The 18,379-nt window shown below is 71.2% G+C and carries 20 protein-coding genes and 1 tRNA gene; 14 read left to right on the plus strand and 7 right to left on the minus strand.

Going from position 1 to position 18,379, the window contains the following annotated elements; genetic code table 11:
• Nucleotide 1: 1 nt before the first annotated feature.
• Together HII36_RS14505 and HII36_RS14510 are read left to right on the plus strand one after the other, a co-directional pair.
• Complete coding sequence (locus HII36_RS14505) at nucleotides 2–1,057, plus strand: type III polyketide synthase (RefSeq protein ID WP_268959516.1); 1,056 nt, start codon at nucleotides 2–4, stop codon at nucleotides 1,055–1,057.
• Nucleotides 1,054–1,566 carry an isoprenylcysteine carboxyl methyltransferase family protein gene (locus HII36_RS14510; protein WP_173523677.1) on the plus strand — a complete coding sequence of 171 codons (513 nt, stop codon included), beginning with the start codon at nucleotides 1,054–1,056 and terminating at the stop codon, nucleotides 1,564–1,566. The genes HII36_RS14505 and HII36_RS14510 overlap by 4 nt, the downstream gene beginning before the upstream one ends.
• 1 nt (nucleotide 1,567) lies before the next feature.
• On the opposite strand, the gene HII36_RS14515 is transcribed toward HII36_RS14510, so the two are convergent.
• On the minus strand, nucleotides 1,568–3,253 hold the full coding sequence (locus HII36_RS14515) for an asparagine synthase-related protein (protein ID WP_236003496.1): 1,686 nt from the start codon (nucleotides 3,251–3,253) through the stop codon (nucleotides 1,568–1,570).
• A 206-nt stretch (nucleotides 3,254–3,459) separates the two neighbouring features.
• Between HII36_RS14515 and HII36_RS14520 the strand changes: the two genes are divergently transcribed.
• From HII36_RS14520 to HII36_RS14535, 4 genes are all read left to right on the plus strand, one after another.
• Nucleotides 3,460–4,950, plus strand: a complete 1,491-nt coding sequence (locus HII36_RS14520; protein ID WP_173523678.1) for a vWA domain-containing protein — start codon at nucleotides 3,460–3,462, stop codon at nucleotides 4,948–4,950.
• A gap of 40 nt (nucleotides 4,951–4,990) precedes the next feature.
• Nucleotides 4,991–5,833, plus strand: coding sequence for an alpha/beta fold hydrolase (locus HII36_RS14525; protein WP_173523679.1), 843 nt, complete (start codon nucleotides 4,991–4,993; stop codon nucleotides 5,831–5,833).
• 68 nt (nucleotides 5,834–5,901) lie between these two features.
• A tRNA-Ala gene (locus HII36_RS14530) sits at nucleotides 5,902–5,974 on the plus strand.
• A 134-nt stretch (nucleotides 5,975–6,108) separates the two neighbouring features.
• The gene (locus HII36_RS14535; RefSeq protein ID WP_173523680.1) at nucleotides 6,109–6,930 is read left to right on the plus strand and encodes an N-acetylmuramoyl-L-alanine amidase; all 822 of its coding nucleotides are present in this window, start codon (nucleotides 6,109–6,111) and stop codon (nucleotides 6,928–6,930) included.
• A gap of 119 nt (nucleotides 6,931–7,049) precedes the next feature.
• On the opposite strand, the gene HII36_RS14540 is transcribed toward HII36_RS14535, so the two are convergent.
• The 3 genes from HII36_RS14540 to HII36_RS14550 all read right to left on the minus strand — a co-directional run bounded on the left by HII36_RS14540 (nucleotide 7,050) and on the right by HII36_RS14550 (nucleotide 8,659).
• The gene (locus HII36_RS14540) at nucleotides 7,050–7,394 is read right to left on the minus strand and encodes a histone-like nucleoid-structuring protein Lsr2 (RefSeq protein WP_173523681.1); all 345 of its coding nucleotides are present in this window, start codon (nucleotides 7,392–7,394) and stop codon (nucleotides 7,050–7,052) included.
• Nucleotides 7,395–7,539: 145 nt separating this feature from the next.
• Nucleotides 7,540–7,863: a divalent cation tolerance protein CutA gene (gene cutA, locus HII36_RS14545; protein ID WP_173523682.1), complete on the minus strand. Its 324-nt coding sequence runs from the start codon at nucleotides 7,861–7,863 to the stop codon at nucleotides 7,540–7,542.
• A gap of 133 nt (nucleotides 7,864–7,996) precedes the next feature.
• Nucleotides 7,997–8,659, minus strand: coding sequence for a TetR/AcrR family transcriptional regulator (locus HII36_RS14550; RefSeq protein ID WP_173523683.1), 663 nt, complete (start codon nucleotides 8,657–8,659; stop codon nucleotides 7,997–7,999).
• A 37-nt stretch (nucleotides 8,660–8,696) separates the two neighbouring features.
• Here HII36_RS14550 and HII36_RS14555 point away from each other — a divergent pair, with 37 nt between their 5' ends.
• A complete protein-coding gene (locus HII36_RS14555) occupies nucleotides 8,697–9,164 on the plus strand; it encodes a DUF1453 domain-containing protein (protein ID WP_173523684.1) in 468 nt (155 codons plus the stop codon).
• Nucleotides 9,165–9,234: 70 nt separating this feature from the next.
• Here HII36_RS14555 and HII36_RS14560 read toward each other — a convergent pair whose 3' ends face one another.
• Entirely contained in the window at nucleotides 9,235–10,185 is a 951-nt protein-coding gene (locus tag HII36_RS14560; RefSeq protein ID WP_173523685.1) for a GlxA family transcriptional regulator, read from the minus strand.
• A gap of 71 nt (nucleotides 10,186–10,256) precedes the next feature.
• Between HII36_RS14560 and HII36_RS14565 the strand changes: the two genes are divergently transcribed.
• Nucleotides 10,257–11,516, plus strand: a complete 1,260-nt coding sequence (locus tag HII36_RS14565; protein WP_173523686.1) for an MFS transporter — start codon at nucleotides 10,257–10,259, stop codon at nucleotides 11,514–11,516.
• Entirely contained in the window at nucleotides 11,513–12,175 is a 663-nt protein-coding gene (locus tag HII36_RS14570) for a peptidyl-tRNA hydrolase (protein ID WP_173523687.1), read from the plus strand. The genes HII36_RS14565 and HII36_RS14570 overlap by 4 nt, the downstream gene beginning before the upstream one ends.
• A 49-nt stretch (nucleotides 12,176–12,224) precedes the next feature.
• Here HII36_RS14570 and HII36_RS14575 read toward each other — a convergent pair whose 3' ends face one another.
• A complete protein-coding gene (locus tag HII36_RS14575) occupies nucleotides 12,225–13,190 on the minus strand; it encodes a DUF3616 domain-containing protein (RefSeq protein WP_328807713.1) in 966 nt (321 codons plus the stop codon).
• 253 nt (nucleotides 13,191–13,443) lie between these two features.
• Nucleotides 13,444–13,605 (minus strand): hypothetical protein, encoded by a 162-nt coding sequence (locus HII36_RS14580; protein WP_173523689.1) that lies wholly within the window; start codon nucleotides 13,603–13,605, stop codon nucleotides 13,444–13,446.
• 46 nt (nucleotides 13,606–13,651) lie between these two features.
• Here HII36_RS14580 and HII36_RS14585 point away from each other — a divergent pair, with 46 nt between their 5' ends.
• From HII36_RS14585 to HII36_RS14605, 5 genes are all read left to right on the plus strand, one after another.
• A complete protein-coding gene (locus HII36_RS14585) occupies nucleotides 13,652–14,170 on the plus strand; it encodes a hypothetical protein (RefSeq protein WP_173523690.1) in 519 nt (172 codons plus the stop codon).
• Between the two features lie 37 nt (nucleotides 14,171–14,207).
• The gene (gene ftsH / locus HII36_RS14590) at nucleotides 14,208–16,172 is read left to right on the plus strand and encodes an ATP-dependent zinc metalloprotease FtsH (protein ID WP_173523691.1); all 1,965 of its coding nucleotides are present in this window, start codon (nucleotides 14,208–14,210) and stop codon (nucleotides 16,170–16,172) included.
• Nucleotides 16,173–16,240: 68 nt separating this feature from the next.
• Nucleotides 16,241–16,849, plus strand: a complete 609-nt coding sequence (locus HII36_RS14595) for a DUF937 domain-containing protein (protein ID WP_173523692.1) — start codon at nucleotides 16,241–16,243, stop codon at nucleotides 16,847–16,849.
• 38 nt (nucleotides 16,850–16,887) lie between these two features.
• Entirely contained in the window at nucleotides 16,888–17,469 is a 582-nt protein-coding gene (locus HII36_RS14600; protein ID WP_173523693.1) for a Maf family protein, read from the plus strand.
• 10 nt (nucleotides 17,470–17,479) lie between these two features.
• On the plus strand, nucleotides 17,480–18,379 hold a 900-nt coding region (locus tag HII36_RS14605; protein ID WP_217369519.1), incomplete at its 3' end, for an EI24 domain-containing protein.

Raw genomic sequence — 18,379 nt, forward strand, 5'->3', positions numbered from 1 at the left:
CATGTTAGCCGGGCCCTCTCAGCGGCAGGAGACATGTATGCACATATCGGGGGTACAGACCGTTTTGCCCGATCACCGCTATGAGCAAGCGGAGATCACCGAAGCGTTCTCCCGGCTGACCGACGCCGACGAGGAACTGCTCCGGCGGTTCCACACGGCCACGGGCGTGGAAGGCCGGAACCTGGCGCTCCCGCTGGCGGACTACACCAAGCTCGACTCCTTCGGCCGGGCCAACGCCGCTTACGCCGAAATCGCCTTGGACCTGGGGGAACAGGCGCTCAGAGGCGCGCTCGACAAGGCGGGCGTGCCGCCGGAGAAGGTGGACCACCTGCTGTTCTGCTCCACCACCGGCCTGGCCACGCCGTCACTGGACGCCAGGCTGGCCCAGCGGGTGGGGCTGCGCACGGACGTCAAACGGGTGCCGGTGTTCGGGCTGGGCTGCGCGGCGGGCGCGTCCGGGCTCTCGCGCCTGCACGACTACCTGCGCGGCTGGCCCGATCACGTGGCGGTGCTGGTGTGCGTGGAGCTGTGCTCGCTGACCGTGCAGCGCGACGACACCTCGATCGCCAACCTGGTGGCCAGCGGGCTGTTCGGCGACGGCGCGGCGGCCGTCGTGGCGACCGGGCGGGGCAAGGGCCCCGAGGTGGTCGCCACCCGCAGCAGGCTCTATCCCGACACCGAGCACCTGATGGGCTGGGAGGTCGGCGAGCACGGCTTCCGCATCGTGCTCGACCGCGACCTGACCGGTTTCGTCGAGGAGGTGCTGGCGCCCGACATCAAGGCGTTCCTGGCCGACTACGGGCTGATGCCCGACCAGGTGGCCACCTGGGTCTGCCATCCCGGGGGTCCCAAGGTCATCGACAAGATCGTCGAGACGCTGGGCCTGCCGCCCCAGGCGCTCGACGTGACGTGGGCGTCGCTGCGGCAGTACGGGAACCTGTCGTCGGTCTCGGTGCTGCACGTCCTGCAGCAGACGCGCGGCCGGGCCGAGCAGCCGGCCGTGCTGCTGGCGCTGGGCCCCGGGTTCTCCGCCGAATTGCTGCTGTTGCACTGGTGATCGCCTACACGGTCCTGATCGGGCTGGTCGTGCTGGAACGGCTGGCCGAACTGGTCGTGGCCCGGCGCAACCTGGCCTGGGCCAGGTCGGCGGGCGGCGTGGAGCACGGGCGTGGGCACTATCCGTGGATCGTCGCGGCGCACGTGGGGCTGCTGGCGGCGGCGCCCGCGGAGGTGTGGCTGCTGCACCGGCCGTTCGTGCCGGCGCTCGGCTGGCCGATGCTCGCGCTGGTGCTGCTGGCCCAGGGCCTGCGCTGGTGGTGCATCGCCACGCTGGGACGGCAGTGGAACACCAGGATCGTCGTCGTGCCCGGGATCCCGCTGGTGCACGCCGGGCCCTACCGGTGGCTGCGGCACCCGAACTACGTGGCCGTCGTCGCAGAGGGCGTCGCGCTGCCGCTGGTGCACACGGCCTGGCTGACCGCGCTGGCGTTCACGCTGGTGAACGCGGCCCTGCTGACGATCAGGATCAGGGCAGAGAACGCCGCGCTGGCGCCCGCGCGGGCCTGACTCAGGCCGAAGGACGGGAGACCGTGATCTCCTCCAGGCCCTCCGGCCGCTTGCCCGGATACAGCCCGGTCAGCAGCGTGCTCACGGTGTACAGGTGCCAGGCCAGGGCGGGCTTCTTGACCACCGGGTCGGCGAACAGGGCGCGGACCTCGTCCGGATTCACGATCGGGGTGAGCGCGTCGAGGCTGCCGAGCACCTGCTCGCGCAGGACGTCCGTGAGCGCGGGACCCGGGCTGGTGCGCCAGCTCCAGCCGCCGCCGGTCTTGACCGTCGGCAGGTGCCCGGCCGGCACGTGCGACCAGGGCCAGCGCTTCTTCAGCCCCTCGGCGAACCGCCACGGCTTCCCTTCGATCGGGACGTCACGCAACTGCGGGGCGAATCGCAAAATAAGCGAATAAATCACTTCTTCGGAGAGCCGCCAGCCCTGATCCAGACTCAACGCCGCCCGCGCCACCCGGTTGTCCAGGAACGGCCGCACCGGATCGCCCCGGCGCAGCGCCCCGGCCCTGGCACTGGCCTGCCAGCGGCCGACCTTGTACCAGATGTAGATGTGATCCAGCGCCTCCAGCCGGTTCTCGCGGGCCTGCCACGGCCTGGCCAGCTCCCGCGCGTGCTCGTTGGCCGCGGCGGTGAACAGCTTCTCGTCCTTGACGAACGTGGTGGTGATCCGGCGCAGCAGCGCCTTGTCGCCGAGATCGGTCTGCAGCAGGTTCAGGCTGCCGGCCCGCAGCGTCTCGCCGCTCTGCCCGGACATGGTGGGCTTGCCGGAGTAGGGCAGGTAGCTCACGATCGTCTCGTAGGCCGAGGTCATGCCCTCGCAGGTGCGCAGCGTCTCCCAGGCCCGGCTCAGCGGGTGCTCCACCAGCACCGCGTCCTTCTCGGCGGTCTGCGGCGGCGCGATGACCGTGTGCTCGACCCGCAGCTTCTCCGCGATGCGGCGGGCGATGATGACGTCGGGGTGGGTGTCGAGGCCGTTCGTGGTCACCCGGAACGGCACCTGCGCCGCGTGCAGCAGCGCGGCCAGGATCCTGGTGTCGCGGCCGCCGGTCAGCGCCAGGTTCACCGGCTCGCCCAGGCCGCGCAGCGGCGCCACGGTGGCGACCAGCGCGTCCGCGAGCTCGTCGATCGCCGCGCGCTTGCGCCGTCCGGATTCGGGCATGGGGTCGGCCTTCGGCAGCGGGGTCTCGGTGATCGTGCGCTCGCCGTCGACCACCCGCAGCAGCGAGCTGGGACGCAGCGCCGACACGCCCAGGTAGGGCGTCTCGTCCGAGAGGAAGAAGCCTTGCCTGATCATCGTCTGCAGGGCCAGGACGTCGTGGTCGATCCGGTCCACGGACTGGGCGGCCAGGTGCACGAGCAGCGCCCGGCTGCCGACGACGTGCACGTCCGGGGTCTCGGCGTAGAAGACGGGGCACACGCGGTTGATCGCGGTGCTCGCGGCCAGCTCGCCGTCGCGGGCGATCCAGGCGGAGAAACAGCCGCCGACCGCCTCGCCGGGAAGCAGGGTGACGTCGCGCGGATCGGCCAGATGGCCGTTCACGCCGATGACCCGGCCGTCGTACTCCTTGATCAACTCGGGCTGACGTGAGTCGTCGGGCTCGTTCGTCCAGGAGAAGAGTGAGACGCCGCGGCCGTGCCATTCGCGGCCGCGGATCACCTCGGCGGGCACCGGGAAGGCGGATTCCATAACGGATCTGACCCGGTCGAGGACACGGGTCGGGACGGTGTGCCGCTTTGCGGCCAGGCCCAAATAGACGCGCACGGCAGTTATGCCTATCGGATATAACAGGCTTTGTACAACTGATCACGCATAGATCGCGGTTTGTACTCGCTTACGTCACCGACCCGGCCGCCGGATAACCCACTCCGTCTTACGGCATGGAGGTGGTTGCGATGAAATTTCGCCCTATAGCCGCTGGTGTCGGACTTATTGCGCTCTTCACCCTGGCGGCCTGCGGCGGCTCGGGCGGCTCGACGAGCGGCAGCGCCGACCGGGCCGCGCCCAAGCCGGCGGCCACGGCCGGCGCGCAGGAGCAGCCGAAGTCGAACGAGAGCGCTGAGAACGAGGAGACCGGCGAACAGGACACGACCACGGCCCAGATCTCCACGTTCGCCCTGGACGTGGACACCGCCTCGTACGGCTACGCCCGCCGTACCCTGCAGGAGGGCCGCTGGCCCGCGCCCGGCGAGATCAGGCCGGAGGAGTTCGTCAACGCGTTCAGGCAGGACTACGCGCAGCCGCACGACGACGGATTCACCGTGCACCTCGACGGCGCCAAGCTCGACACGCCGCGCGAGGCCGTGCTGCGGGTGGGCCTGCAGACCCGCGCGTCCGACAGCGCCGCGCGCCGGCCGGCCAACCTCACGTTCGTCGTCGACGTCTCCGGCTCGATGGCCGAACCGGGCCGCCTCAACCTGGTCAAGCAGGCCATGCACAAGCTGATCGACCAGCTCGCGCCCGGCGACCAGGTCTCGATCGTGGCGTTCAGCGACGACGCCGAGCTGCTGCTGTCGATGACCCCGCTGACGGCCAGGCAGGAGCTGCACGACGCGGTGGACGACCTGAGCATCGACGGCGGGACCAACCTCGAAGCCGGCCTGACGGCGGGCTACCAGGAGGCGTCCAGGGCGTTCCGGCCGGCCGCGACCAACCGGGTCGTGCTGCTGTCCGACGGCCTGGCCAACCAGGGCAGCACCCAGTGGCAGGCGATCCTGGACCGGGTCAAGGAGTACGCGGGCGACCAGGTCGCGCTGCTGACCGTCGGCGTCGGCCGGGAGTACGGCGACGAGCTGATGGAGCAACTGGCCGACAACGGCGACGGCATGGCCGTCTACGTCAGCAGCGAGGAGGAGGCGGAGAAGATCTTCACCACCCAGCTGCCCGCCGCCATCGAGCTGCGCGCCCGCGAGGCCAAGGCCCAGGTCGTCTTCAACCCGTCGGTGGTCGAGAGCTACCGGCTCATCGGGTACGAGAACCGCGCCATGGCCGCCGAGGAGTTCCGCGACGACAGCCGCGACGGCGGCGAGATCGGCCCCGGCCACTCCGTCACCGCGCTCTACACCGTCAAGCTCAAGCCGGGCGCCAGGGGACAGCTCGCCGCCGCCTCGGTGCGCTGGCAGGAGCCCGACACCCGCGTCCCCGCTGAGGCGGCCAAGGACCTGCAGGTCGGCGACCTGTCGGAGTCGCTGTGGGAGCAGGCGCCGCCACGGCTGCAGGTGGACGTGGTCGTCGCCGCGTTCGCCGTGTACATGCGAGACAGGGAGGCGTTCGGCCTCGACCTGCCCACCCTGGCCAGGCACGCCACCAGGCTGGCCGGGGCGGTCGAGGACCCGATGGTGACCGAGCTGGCCGGACTCATCGAGAAGGCCCGCTCAGTGGGATGACCGGCTTGCCGGAACCTGCCGGGCCGGAGAAGGTATGGGCATGCATGTCAAGATCATGCCGCCGGCCCGGCTCGGGCGGGCCCGGCTGCCCGGCGGCCGCGCGCTCGGCTGGGCCGAGTGGGGGCCGGAGTCGGGGGTTCCCGTCCTGTTCTGTCCCGGTGCGGGCACCAGCCGCACGCTGGGGTTCGGCGCGGAGTCCCTGGCCGGGCTCGGCGTCCGGCTGATCTCGCTCGACCGGCCCGGGCTCGGCGCGTCCGACCCCGACCCTGGCCGCACGCTCGCCTCCTTCCCCGAGGACGTGCGGGCGCTCGGCCTGGGCGACGACCTGCGGGTGGCCGGCTTCTCCCAGGGCGCGCCGTTCGCGCTGGCCTGCGCGGCGCGGCTGCCGGTACGCCGGGCCGCGATCGTGTCGGGGGCCGACGAGGTGGCCGCCATGCCCGGCGCGCTGCCCGCCGGACTCCGCGACCTGGTCGACCAGGTCGCGGCCGACCCGGCCACGGCCGAGACGTTCTTCGCCACGCTCACCCCCGACGCGCTGTGGAACATGATCGTGCCGAACAGCCCGCCCGCGGACCGGGCCGTGTACGAGCAGCCGGACTTCGACCGGGCCTACCGCCGGGCCATGGCCGAGGCGTTCGTCCGCGGCCCAGCGGGATACGCCCGCGACACCGTGCTGGCCATGGGACGCTGGCCGATCGCGCCGGAGGAGATCACCGTGCCCGTCGACCTCTGGTACGGCGAGCTCGACACCGGCCACTCGCCCGACCAGGGCCGCACGCTGGCGAAGCGCATCCCGGGCGCCCGGCACCACCTGGTGCCGGGCGTCGGCGGCGCGGTGTTGTGGACGCACGCCGAGACCATCCTGCGCGAGCTGCTGTCGTAGGGGGCCGGCGGCGATCGTCGTCGATGTGCTTCGCGGGTCCGAAGTCGGATACACTGGTCCAGCAACAAGGGGCTATAGCGCAGTTGGTAGCGCGCCTCCATGGCATGGAGGAGGTCTGGGGTTCGAATCCCCATAGCTCCACCCCGAAGCACCGCGAGCGTCCGCCGATCCGGCGGGCGCTTTCGCTTTTCCCGGCCATTTCTTCAGCCGCGACACGAAATCGCAGGTCAGGCGGGTCACGGGTTTGGCGGAGCCCAGCCGGTACGGTTCGAGACATGCGTGCCTCAGCAGCGGGACCGCTGCTCTTCGCCGTGCTGATGCCGATGTCGGCCGCCTGTGGCGGCACGGCGGCGCCGCCCGTGCGCAACCACCACGTGCCCACGGCCTCACCGGTGCCCACGACCTCGCCCACCCGGGCCACCCCGGCGGGGCAGGCGCTGGCGGGCAAGGTGGTCACGATCGACCCCGGGCACAACGGCGGCAACGCGTCGCATCCCAAGGAGATCAACAAGCAGGTCGACATCATCACCGGACGCAAACCGTGCAACACCACCGGCACCGAGACCGCCGCCGGCTACACCGAGCACGCCTTCACCTGGGACGTCGCGGTCAAGCTCCGGCCCATCCTGGAGAAGATGGGGGCGAAGGTCGTGCTCACCCGGCCCAACGACACAGGCGTCGGGCCGTGCATCGACCGGCGGGCGGCCATCGGCAACGACGCCAAGTCGGACGCGGTGCTGTCGATCCACGCCGACGGCGCGCAGCCCGACGGGCACGGCTTCCACGTGATCCTGCCCGGCCTCGTGCAGGGGCACAACGACGCGATCGTCACGCCGTCGCGCGCGCTCGGGGTGGCGGTCAGGAACGCCTACCGCCAGGGGACCGGGTTGTCCTACTCCACCTATCGCGGCAGGAACGCGCTGGAGACCAGGACGGACCTGGGCGGCCTGAACTTGTCGACGCGGCCGGCCATTTTCATCGAGTGCGGGAACATGAACAACACCGGTGACGCGGCCAAGATGTCGAGCCCGGCTTTCCGGGAACGAATCGCCGCTTCACTGGCGGCCGGGCTGCGGAAGTATCTCACCGGCGGATAGCCGACGTTTCCCGAAAAATTCGGCTCTGCCGGGCGGGGGGACCAGGAAAAAAGGACGGCCCTTCGCCGCCGAGCACGACTCGGGCGGGAAGGGCCGGTGGGTCCGGTCGGAGCCTGGACTCAGTGCTGGGCCTCGTACTGCTCCACGATGGCGGCGGCGATGCGGCCGCGCTCGCTCACGGACAGACCGTTGGCCTTGGCCCACTGCCTGATCTCGGTGGACTTCTCACGGCTGATCGTCTTGGCGCCGACCACGGCGGCGGCACGACGACCACGAACGCCACGCTCGGCGCGCACCGGGCGGGCCTTGGTGATGAACGGGGCAAGAGCCTTCTCCAGCTTGTCCCTGTTGGCGGCCGAGAGGTCGATCTCATAGTTCGTGCCGTCGAGGGTGAAAGTCGTGGTGCGCTCGGCTTCGCTGCCGTCGATGTCGTCGATAAAGCTTTCCACGATCTGCTTGGCCATACTGATGCTCCAATTCGGGATATGGGCTCAGGGGGTACTCTAGCGTCTCCGCTGCGGGGGCATATTCGGCGGCAATTTCTCGCGGCGAGCATTCCGCCGGCCGAACGTCCCGGGAAGAGGGTACTCCTTTATTCGAGGGAAAAAGTCAGTTCGGCGGGCCGAGGAGGCGGGCGGTCCAGCGGGCGACACGGGCGTCGTCGGGGATCGGGGTCACCTCCATGTGAGGCACATCATGCCCCTGATGCACGCTCAGGTACTCCTCGATCGCCGGAAGTCGCGCGGCCACGCTCTCCATGGTGAGCAGCCAATGCCGGGTCTCCTTGACGACTCCGTCGCGGTAGCGGATCGACACGACGGGCCCCAGCACGTCGACGCTGCTCGCGAGCCTGGCGCCGGTCAGGGCGTGCGCGAGCTCGTAGGCGTCCTCCTGGGTCCGAACCGTCGTGACGATCTGCACGCAGTCAGTCATGGGCCTTCCTGGAGCCGGGAACGGGGCCGGCCGCGGCGGCGCACACCGGCCTTGTCCTTCCTGTACGGGGGCCGTGCTGAAGCGATGGTACGCCCGTACCAGTTGACCCGCACCGGCAAACGGCCAGGTGAGGCTATTCCGCCGAATCGGTGAGAAGCGGGTCGGCGAAAAGGCCGGCGCCGGTCAGCGTCTCCAGGTGGCGGCGCAGCGCGCGGGACATCAGCGCCGGCGTCATCCTGTCGGGCTGCAACACGCCTTCGACGGTGAGCCCGTCGATCAGCGCGCACAGCCGTTCCCGCTCCACCTCGAGGTCCGCGCCGGCGGGCAGCCAACCGCCCCGGCCCAGGCCCTCGATCACCCGCCCGGCCAGCGTGCGCATGCCTTCGTACGACTCGCGGGCCAGCTCCCGCAGCTCAGGACGGGTGCGCGCGGCGACGGCGAAGGCCAGCCACACGGTCGCCTCGTCGCGCCGCCGCTCGTCCAGCGGCAGCAGTTCGGACAGCAGCCCCTCGACGTGCGCGGCCCGCTCGGCCGGCGGCGCGGATTCGACGGCGGCAAGCAGCGGACCGGCCCGCCGCTCCAGTCGGCCGGCGGTGCGCTCCAGCGAGGCGCGCATGGCGAACAACATCAGCTCGGTGTGGCCGGCGAAGTAGTGCCGGACCGAGCCGATCGCCAGCCCGGCCTCCTCGGCCACGTTGCGCAGCGAGGCGTGCTCGAACCCGGCCCGCCGCACGACGCGGAACACGGCCTCCACCACCTCGTCGCGGCGGGCCTCCGGATCCACGATTTTCGGCACCTTGTCTTTATAGCACACCCTTGCTATTTTATTTAGCATGGACGTGCTAAAAATCGTGCTCCTCGTCGGCCTGGTCTGCTACGTCGTGGCCAGGCGGATCGCCGGCGAACCGCTGGCCGCCAGAGACGTCTACGTGGCTCCGATCGTGCTGGTCGCGCTCGGCGTGCACGGACTGACCAAGGTCCATCTCGTCCCGCTCGACGTCGTCTGGCTGGCCGTAACGCTCGTGGTCGGCGTCGCCTTCGGCGCGCTGCGCGCGGGCACCACCGTGCTGTTCAGGAAGGAAGGCGTGCTGTGGCAGCGCTACACGTGGAAGACGCTCGTCGTGTGGGTGGTGACGGCGGCGATCAGCTTCGGCGTGGGTGCGCTGGCCATGGCCGCGGGCATGCAGGCCGAGGCCAGGTCGGTGTCGCTGTCGATCGGGGTCGGGCTGGCCGGCGAGGCGCTGGTGACCCTGCTCAGGGCGCGCGCGTCAGGGGTGCCGTTCGCGCCGGAACGGCGTTGACCCCGGCCGGCGACTTCGGCCTTCGGCCGGCCTTCCAGGACCGCCACAGGGGCGCGGTTGTGCAGGCGGTTCAGAGGCGGCGGAAGGTGCTGCGGTAGGCGAGGGGTGAGACGCCGACGGCGGCGTGCAGGTGCTGGCGCAGTGAGACCGCGCTGCCGAACCCGGACAGCCTGGCCACCTCCTCCACGCCCACGTCCGACGTCTCCAGCAGCCGCCTGGCGTGCTGGACCCGCTGGGCGGTCAGCCATCTGGCCGGGCTCACGCCGGTCTCCTCCCTGAAGCGCCGGGTGAACGTGCGCACGCTCATCCTGGCGTGCTCGGCCAGCGCGGACAGGTCGAGCGGGGTCTCCAGGTGGGTGAGCATCCACGCCCGCGTCGCCGCGGTGCCGCCGGCGCCGTCCTGCGGCAGCGGACGGTCGATGTACTGGGCCTGGCCGCCGTCGCGCCAGGGCGGCATCACGCAGCGGCGGGCGGCCCGGTTGGCCACCTCGCTGCCGTGGTCGCGCCTGATGAGGTGCAGGCACAGGTCGAGCCCGGCGGCCACGCCGGCCGAGGTGAGCACGTCGCCGTCGTCCACGAACAGCACGTCGGGATCCAGTTCCACGTCGGGGAACAACGTGGCGAAGAGAGCGACGTTGCGCCAGTGGGTGGTGGCTCGGCGGCCGTCGAGCAGGCCGGCGGCGGCCAGCACGAACGCGCCCGTGCAGATCGACATCGTGCGCGGGCGGCCCTGCAGCGCCTCGCGCAGTTCGTCGCTGATCACGCCGTCGGTGAGCGTCGGGCCGCCGTGGATGCCCGGCACCAGGACGGTGTCGGCGGTGTCGAGCACGTCGAGGTCGTGGTCGGGGAGCACGGCGTAGCCCGCCGAGCAGCGCACCGGGGCGCGGCCAGGCGAGCACGTCACCACCTCGTAGAGTTTCTCTCCGTCCGGCGACTCCGCGGTGTGGAACACCTGCCCGGGCACGCCGAGGTCGAGCGGGGCGAACTGGTCGAGTACGACGACCGCGATCCGGTGCGGCATGGCCCGATTCTTTCACATAATGGCTATCCGGCCACTCGCGCCAATGTAATGCGATAAATCAGGATTAGCGCATGACTGTGAGCACCACCGCCCGCCCCCGGCTGCACCGGGCCTGGTTCGTCGCGGGCGTCGCCTTCGTCGCGATACTCGGCGCCGCCGGGTTCCGCGCCACCCCCGGCGTCCTGATCAATCCGCTGGAGGCCGAGTTCGGCTGGACCAAGGGCACGATCTCGCTGGCGGTATCGATCAACCTGGTGCTCTACGGACTGACCGCGCCGTTCGCCGCCGCGCTGATGGACCGCTTCGGCATGCGCCGCGTCGTCGCGCTGGCGCTGCTGACGGTGGCGGCGGGCAGCGGGCTCACCGTGCTGATGACCGAGAGCTGGCACCTGCTGCTGTTCTGGGGCGTGTTCATCGGGCTGGGCACCGGCTCGATGGCGCTGGTGTTCGCGGCCACCGTGACGGATCGCTGGTTCGTCCGGCACCGCGGCCTGGTCACCGGCATCCTCACCGCGGCCGGGGCCACCGGGCAGCTCGTCTTCCTGCCGGTGCTCGCCTGGCTGGCCCAGGGGCCCGGCTGGCGGATCGCCTCGCTCACCGTGGCCGGGGCGGCGCTGGCCGTGGTGCCGTTCGTGTGGTGGCTGCTGCGCGACCACCCCGAGGACGTGGGCACCACCGCGCTGGGCGCGGAGCCGGGCGCCGTGCGTATCGCGCCGCCGAAGGTGAACGCGGCGGTCAGAGCGGTCACGGTGCTCGCCGCGGCGGCGAAGACCCGGCCGTTCTGGCTGCTCGCCGGCGGCTTCGCGATCTGCGGAGCCAGTACGAACGGCCTGGTCGGCACCCACTTCATCCCCGCCGCGCACGATCACGGCATGGCCGAGCCCGTCGCGGCCGGGCTGCTGGCCGTCATCGGGATCTTCGACATCGCCGGCACGATCGCCTCCGGCTGGCTCAGCGACAAGGTCGATCCGAAGATCCTGCTCGGCGTCTACTACGGGCTGCGCGGGCTGTCTCTGATGGTGCTGCCCGGCCTGTTCGCGGCCAGCCCCGAGCCCAGCATGCTGGTCTTCATCGTCTTCTACGGCCTGGACTGGGTGGCCACCGTGCCGCCCACCGTGGCGCTGTGCAGGAAGATCTACGGGGCCGACGGCGCGGTCGTCTTCGGCTGGGTGTTCGGCTCGCACCAGGTGGGCGCGGCGATCGCGGCCGTGGGCGCCGGACTGACCCGTGACCAGCTGGGCGCCTACGACCTGGCCTGGTACGCCGCGGGCGCGCTGTGCCTGCTGGCCGCGGGCATGTCCCTGGCGATCGGGCATGCTAGGACACGATGAACGAATCGGAGCTGATGGTCCTGCCCCTGGTGGTCAGGATCGAGAGGGCCGCGCCGCCGGAGCGCACCGACGCGCTGGAGGCGGCCGCCATGGCCGTGCTGAGCGTGCTCGACGACCCGGGCGAGTGGGCGGCCGAACTGCTGGCCTGGCAGTCCACCGGCAAGATCCGCAAGGTGGTGCGCAGGGCCAGGGGCGCCGAGTGGCGCCGGGCCGAGGCGCTGCCCGGGCGCACGGTCGAGCACCGCACGGCCGAGGTGCGCGTGCACCCGCCGGTGCCGCTCGACGACTGGCCGCGCGACCTGGCCAGGCTGCAGGTGTCGGGCACCGAGCTGCACGACACCGCCGAGCCGGGTCCGCCCGCGCCGCCGGTGTTGTGGGCGAACCCTGGCCTGGTCATGTCGGCGGGCAAGGCCATGGCCCAGGCCGGGCACGCCGCGCAGCTCGCCTGGTGGGCCAGCGACCAGGAGGAACGCGCCGCCTGGCGGGCGGCGGGGCTGACCGTGTCCGTGCGGGACGCCGCCGATCAGGGCGACTTCGACGCCAAGGTGGCGGCCGGGCTGCCGGTGGTGCGCGACGCCGGGTTCACCGAGATCGAGCCGGGCTCGTGCACGTTCGTGGCCGAGGCGCCGTGGCTGTTCGGGCGGGTCGCCAGGCGGTGACATCGGTCATCGGAGGGCGGCGCGGGCTGCCGGAGGGCGACGCGGGGCTTCAGACGGTGAACACGTCGGCCAGGACGCCGCCCGCCGGGGTGATCCTGGCGGGCGACGGGCTGTCGTAGACCACCATGAGCCGCCCGTCCGCCAGCACGGCCAGCCCCTCAGGATGGTCGCAGCCCACGCCGTAGGGCAGCTCGACGACGGTCTCCAGCTCGTCGGCCGGGACGATCTCCGCGTCGCGCCGCACCCGCCAGCGCAGCACGCGCACCGGGCCGTCCAGGTCCATGGTGGGCCCGGTGAGCAGCAGCAGATCGCCGCCCATCGGGCACAGGTCGCGCACGCCCAGCCCGCCCAGGTCGAGGAAGTGCTTGCGGTACGGCGCGCCCAGCCTGAGCCTGCCGTACCCGGCCTCCTCCGGGCGGATCTCCAGCACCACCGCCCAGCCGCGCAGCACCGGGCCGCGCAACCCCAGGTAGACCCGCTCGCCCAGGACCGCGATGCCCTCGACGTCGAGCCCGTTGTCCTTGCCCGGCAGCGCCAGGAACGGGGCCAGGTGGCGGTCGTGCTCCAGCTCGGCGGCCAGGTTGTTCCTGCCGGACATGATCTGGCCCTTGGCGGGGGCGTCGGTGACCGGGTCCAGGGGGAGTCGTACCAGGATGAAGCGGTTCTCCTCGCGGACGACGGTGGCCAGCCGGTCGGCGGCGCGCTCCGGGCTCTTGGGCTTGACCTTGCGGCGCTTGAGGCTGTGCGAGCCGATCGCCCACAGGTGGCCGTCGGCCCTGGCCAGGCCCTCGATGTCGGCCTCGTCGCGCGGCCCGGCGGGCAGCGGCACGTAGTCGGCCAGCGCGAACGTGCGCTGCGACCCGTAGTGGTCGCCTGACCAGGCCAGATGCTCGATCGTGGCGGTCTCGTCGCCCGCCACCCACAGGCCGGCGCCGTCGCTGCGCAGGGCCGAGAGGTTGGTGTGCGTCCCGGCGTCGCGCGAGGCACGGTCGAATCGGAGCTCCACCTGTTCCACGACGCCATGATGACACTTCGGTAGCTTCATACGCGGAATGCCGCGATATGTCGTACGCTCCCGTCGTGCTCGATGGGGAAGATGAGACCAAGGGTTCCCAAGTGAGAACCGCCAAACGCCCGGGAACCCCTGCCTCTCCGCCCAGGCGCTCCCGCATCGGCGACCTCAAGATAGGGGTCGTCTACCGGGGGCTCGCCGTGGCCGCGGCGGTCGCGGTCGGCGTGGTCGCGCTGATCGTGGCCCTCCCATCGGATCAGGACGAGGCCGTCGCGGGGCCGATCACCGCGCCGTCGGCCGCGCCGGCCTCGTCCGTGCCCGCGCTCACCCCCGACACGGCCGTGCCGCGGGGGTCGGCCTCGCAGGCGCCCGCCTCGCCGGTGTCCGCGTCGGAGTCGCCCGTCGCCGCCGATCCCACGCCTTCGCCTTCGCCCGGTTCCTCGCTGGCGCCCGGATACACCGCGATGGAGGCGTTGCACGCCGATCCGCGCGTGCCGAAGCTGACGTCCAAGGTCAAGCGGGTCAAGCTGAGCCGGCCGGGCAAGCGGGTGGTCAAGGACCGGCGCAGCGGGCTGGCCGTGCCGAAGCTGTCGCGGCCGTGGAAGTCGTACGGGGCCGCGCCGTTCACCACCAAGCAGGTGCTGCCGCTGAAGGGGCGGCTGCGCGGGATGCTCGTGACGTGCCCGCTGCCGATCATGGAGCAGAAGTCGCCGCGTGACAGTGCGCTGCTGGCGGCCCGCTGGACGCTCAACCATCACCCCAAGGGGGCCAGGATCAGCTGGCTCGCGTCACAGCCGGTCAAAAGCGGATGGATGCTGATTTATCGGGTTAAATACGGCAAACGATCATCTCGGGCGGCCGTGGTCGTGATGGACGGGGGAATGAGCAAGCCTGGTCTTGCGTTCGTCACAGTGCCTGACACGCAGAGAAACCGCTGGCGCGACATCACCCGCGTTGTCTCAGGTTTGCGTGTCCTAGGCTAGTCGATCATGGAATGCGGCGATGTGGGGGAGTGACGCCGTGGAACGCTCAGGAGCGCCGCAGGCACCGAACAAGGGCAAGCCCAAGCCGCCATGGCGCTCGGAGGGCCTGCCGGGCACGCCCGGCGGCCGGCCGAAGATCAACTGGTGGCGTTTCGTGGTCACCCTGCTCGTCGTCTACGCGGGCTTCTTCGTGGTGTCCTCGTTCGTCGACAGCGGATCCGTCGAGACGATCTCGTACACCGAGTTCACCAAGCAGGTGAGCGCCAAGAACGTCAAGGACATCTACGCCCAGGGCCTGTCCGTCGAGGGTGACCTCAGGACGTCGGTGAAGAACCCCGAGGGCGGCGAGTCGTACACGAAGTTCCAGACCGAGATCCCGGCGTTCGTCGACAACGTGCAGCTCGACAAGCAGCTCAAGGACGCCCAGGTCGAGATCACCTCCAAGCCGATCACCCGGGGCTTCCTGTCGAACCTGCTGCTGTCGCTGCTGCCCGTGGTGCTGCTGGCCGGCGTCTGGATCTGGGTCATGCGGCGCGGCGCCAGCCTCATGGGCGGCGGCGGGCTGAGCGGGCTCGGCAAGTCCAAGGCGGCCAAGCCGGTCGAGGCGGCCAAGGTGCGCGTCACGTTCGAGGACGTCGCGGGCATCGACGAGGTCGAGAACGAGCTCGTCGAGGTCGTCGACTACCTCAAGGACCCGGGTAAATACCGCAGGCTCGGCGCCAAGCTGCCCAAGGGCGTGCTGCTCGCCGGTCCGCCCGGAACCGGTAAGACGCTGCTGGCCAGGGCCGTCGCGGGCGAGGCCAAGGTGCCGTACTTCTCGGCCAGCGCCTCCGAGTTCATCGAGATGATCGTGGGCGTGGGCGCGTCCCGCGTGCGCGACCTGTTCGAGGAGGCGCGCAAGGTGGCGCCGTCCATCGTGTTCATCGACGAGATCGACGCCATCGGACGCGCCCGCGGCGGGGCCGGCGGCATCGGCGGTCACGACGAGCGCGAGCAGACGCTGAACCAGATCCTCACCGAGATGGACGGCTTCTCCGGCGCCGAAGGCGTGATCGTCATCGGCGCGACGAACCGTCCCGAGGTGCTCGACCCGGCGCTGCTGCGTCCCGGCCGGTTCGACCGTACGGTGCAGGTGGGCCTGCCCGACGCGGCCGGACGCGTCGCGATCCTCGGCGTGCACACGCGCGGCGTGCCGCTCGACGGCGAGGTCAACCTCGACCAGCTCGCCAAGACCACGCCCGGCATGACCGGCGCGGACCTGGCCAACCTGGTCAACGAGGCGGCGCTGCTGGCCGCCAAGCGCGGCAAGGAGAAGGTCGGCATGTCCGACTTCGCCGACGCGCTGGAGAAGCTGCAGCTCGGCGCGGCGCGCAGCATCGTGATGCCGGAGGAGGAGCGCACCCGCACCGCCTTCCACGAGGCCGGTCACGCGCTGCTCGGCATGCTCCAGCCCGGCGCCGACCCGGTCAGGAAGATCTCGATCATCCCGCGCGGCCGGGCGCTCGGCGTCACGCTTTCCACGCCCGACACCGACCGCTACGCCTACGACGAGCAGTACCTGCGCGGACGCATCACCGGCGCGCTCGGCGGCATGGCGGCCGAGCAGGTCGTCTACGGCGTCATCACCACCGGCGCGGAGAACGACCTGGAGCAGGTCACCATGATCGCGCGCGGCATGGTGGGCCGCTGGGGCATGTCGCAGAAGGTCGGGCCGCTGACCATCTTGTCCAACGACGGGCACCCGCCGCAGGCCTCGCCCGCCACGCTCGCCGTGGTGGACGAGGAGGCACGCCGCATCGTGGACGAATGCTACGAGCGGGCCATCGAGATCCTCTCCGACAACCGCGACAAGCTCGACGGCATCGTGGCCGCGCTGCTCGAGCACGAGACGCTGGACGAGGAGAGCGCGTACGCCGCGGCCGGCCTGAGCCGCAGGGAGCACCTGGAGCAGCCGGCCCCCGAGGGATCCACCGGCAAGCAGCGGGAGTTTTCCGAGAATTAGCGCAACCCGGGCGTTCGCTCGATTCTGGGCTGGGAACGTCTCCCGCGACAACGATCGGGGGGACAGTCGTGACACTGAATGACGAGCTTCTCACCCAGCTCGGCGACCCCGGGCTCGAGCAGATCGCCGGGATGCTCGGCACCGATCCGGCCACCGCGCGCAAGGTGGTGGAGGCCGTGTCCGGGACCATCGTCGGCGGCATGGCACGCAACGCCGAGCATCCCGACGGCGCCGAGGCGCTGCGCAGCGCGCTGGACGACCACGTCGACGCCGACCCGTTCAACGGCGACGTGGCCTCGCTCACGCGCGACGGGCACAGCATCCTCGGGCACGTGCTGGGCGGCCAGGGCACGGAACGGGCGGCGGCCGGGCTCTCGCAGATGGCCGGCATCAACACCGGCACCATCATGAAGCTGCTGCCGCTGATCGCTCCCATGGTGATGTCGCTGCTGGCCAACCGGGCCGCCGGCCAGAACCTGGACGCCGGGGCGGTCGCCGACGACCTCAACAGGGAGCACCAGGCCCTGCCCGGCGGCCTGGGCAACCTGCTGGGCGGGCTGCTGAGCAGCATCTTCGGCGGAGCGGTGCCGCAGCAGGGCTTTCCCTACGAGCCGCCGCCCAGCGCGGAGCAGCCGCAGCACCAGCCGGCGCAGGGCAGGTCCAACCCCGACTGGTGAGCGTCCGGGCCGCCGGCCTTCCTTAGTAAGCTGGGACGATGATCGTCCTGGCCTCAGCATCCCCCGCCCGCCTGGCACTGCTGCGCAGCGCTGGCCTCGACCCCAAGGTGATCGTCAGCGGCGTCGACGAGGAGCCCTTCACCGCGCACTCACCGGCCGCGCTCAGCCTCGCCCTGGCCAAGGCGAAGGCCACCGCCGTGGCCGACGGGCTGGACGAGGGGCTGGTCATCGGCTGCGACTCGATCCTGGAGCTCGACGGACGGCCGTACGGCAAGCCGGCCACGCAGGAGGAGGCCGTCGAACGCTGGCGGCTGATGCGCGGGCGCACCGGCCGGCTGGTCACCGGGCACTGCGTGATCGACGCGGCGTCCGGGCGGTCCGCGGCCGAGGTGGCGACGACGGTGGTGCGCTTCGGCCAGCCGTCCGAGGAGGAGATCGCCGCCTACGTCGAGACGGGCGAACCGCTCAAGGTGGCGGGGGCGTTCACGCTCGACGGGCGCGGCGGCTGGTTCGTCGAGGGCATCGACGGCGACCACGGGAACGTGCTCGGAATCTCCCTGCCGCTCGTCCGCGACCTGTTCGCCGAACTCGGCTACGCGGTGACGTCGTTCTGGCGCTAGCCTGCGGGGCATGCGATCAGTGCGTGACTTCGGGGCCGGCGTCGGCTTCTTCTTCCAGGGGCTCGGATGGGTGGCCCGCAACGGCCGGTGGTGGTTGTTCGGGCTGATCCCCGCGTTGATCGCGTTCGCGCTCTACGCGGTGGCGCTGGTCTTCCTGGGAACCAACGCGACCGCCGTGGCGGAGTTCCTGACGCCGTTCGCCGACTCGTGGAGCTGGCGTGAGCTGTTCAGGACCCTGGTGGCCATCGCGCTGTTCATGGGCGGCCTGGTGCTGGCGGTGCTGACGTTCGCGGCGATCACGCTGGCCATTGGCGAGCCGTTCTACGAGCGGCTGTCGGCGGCGGTCGACCCGCTGCACGACGCCGAGGAACAGCCGTGGTGGCGCACGCTGCCGCGCTCGATCAGAGACAGCCTGGTGACGCTGTTCTACGTGCTGCTGTTCACCGTGCCGCTGTTCTTCATGGGTTTCATCCCGGTGATCGGCCAGACGGTCGTGCCGGTGCTCGGCGCCGCCGTTTCCGGATTCTTCCTGACGGTCGAGCTCACGACGATCGCCCTGGAACGCCGGGGCCTGGTCCGCCGCGACCGGTTCGCGCTGCTGCGCGGCAACAAGGCCAGCGCGCTGGGGTTCGGGGTGGTGGTGTTCCTGCTGTTCCTGGTGCCGTTCGTGGCGGTGGTGGCGATGCCGGCGGCGGTGGCGGGCGCCGCCTTGCTCGTCCGCACCCGCCTCGCCCCGCACCACGCCGATCCGCACCATTCCGGACGCCACGAGCCCGGCCCCCAGACCCGAGGCCCAATCCCTCCCAGCCCCCAGCACCAGGGCCCGATCCACTCCGGCCCCCAGCACCAGGGCCCGCAGCACCACCAGGGCCCGAACCAGCCTGGCCCGCAGCACCGAGGTCCCCAGCAC

Source organism: Nonomuraea antri (assembly GCF_013283785.1).
Classification (GTDB): Bacteria; Actinomycetota; Actinomycetes; order Streptosporangiales; family Streptosporangiaceae; genus Nonomuraea; species Nonomuraea antri.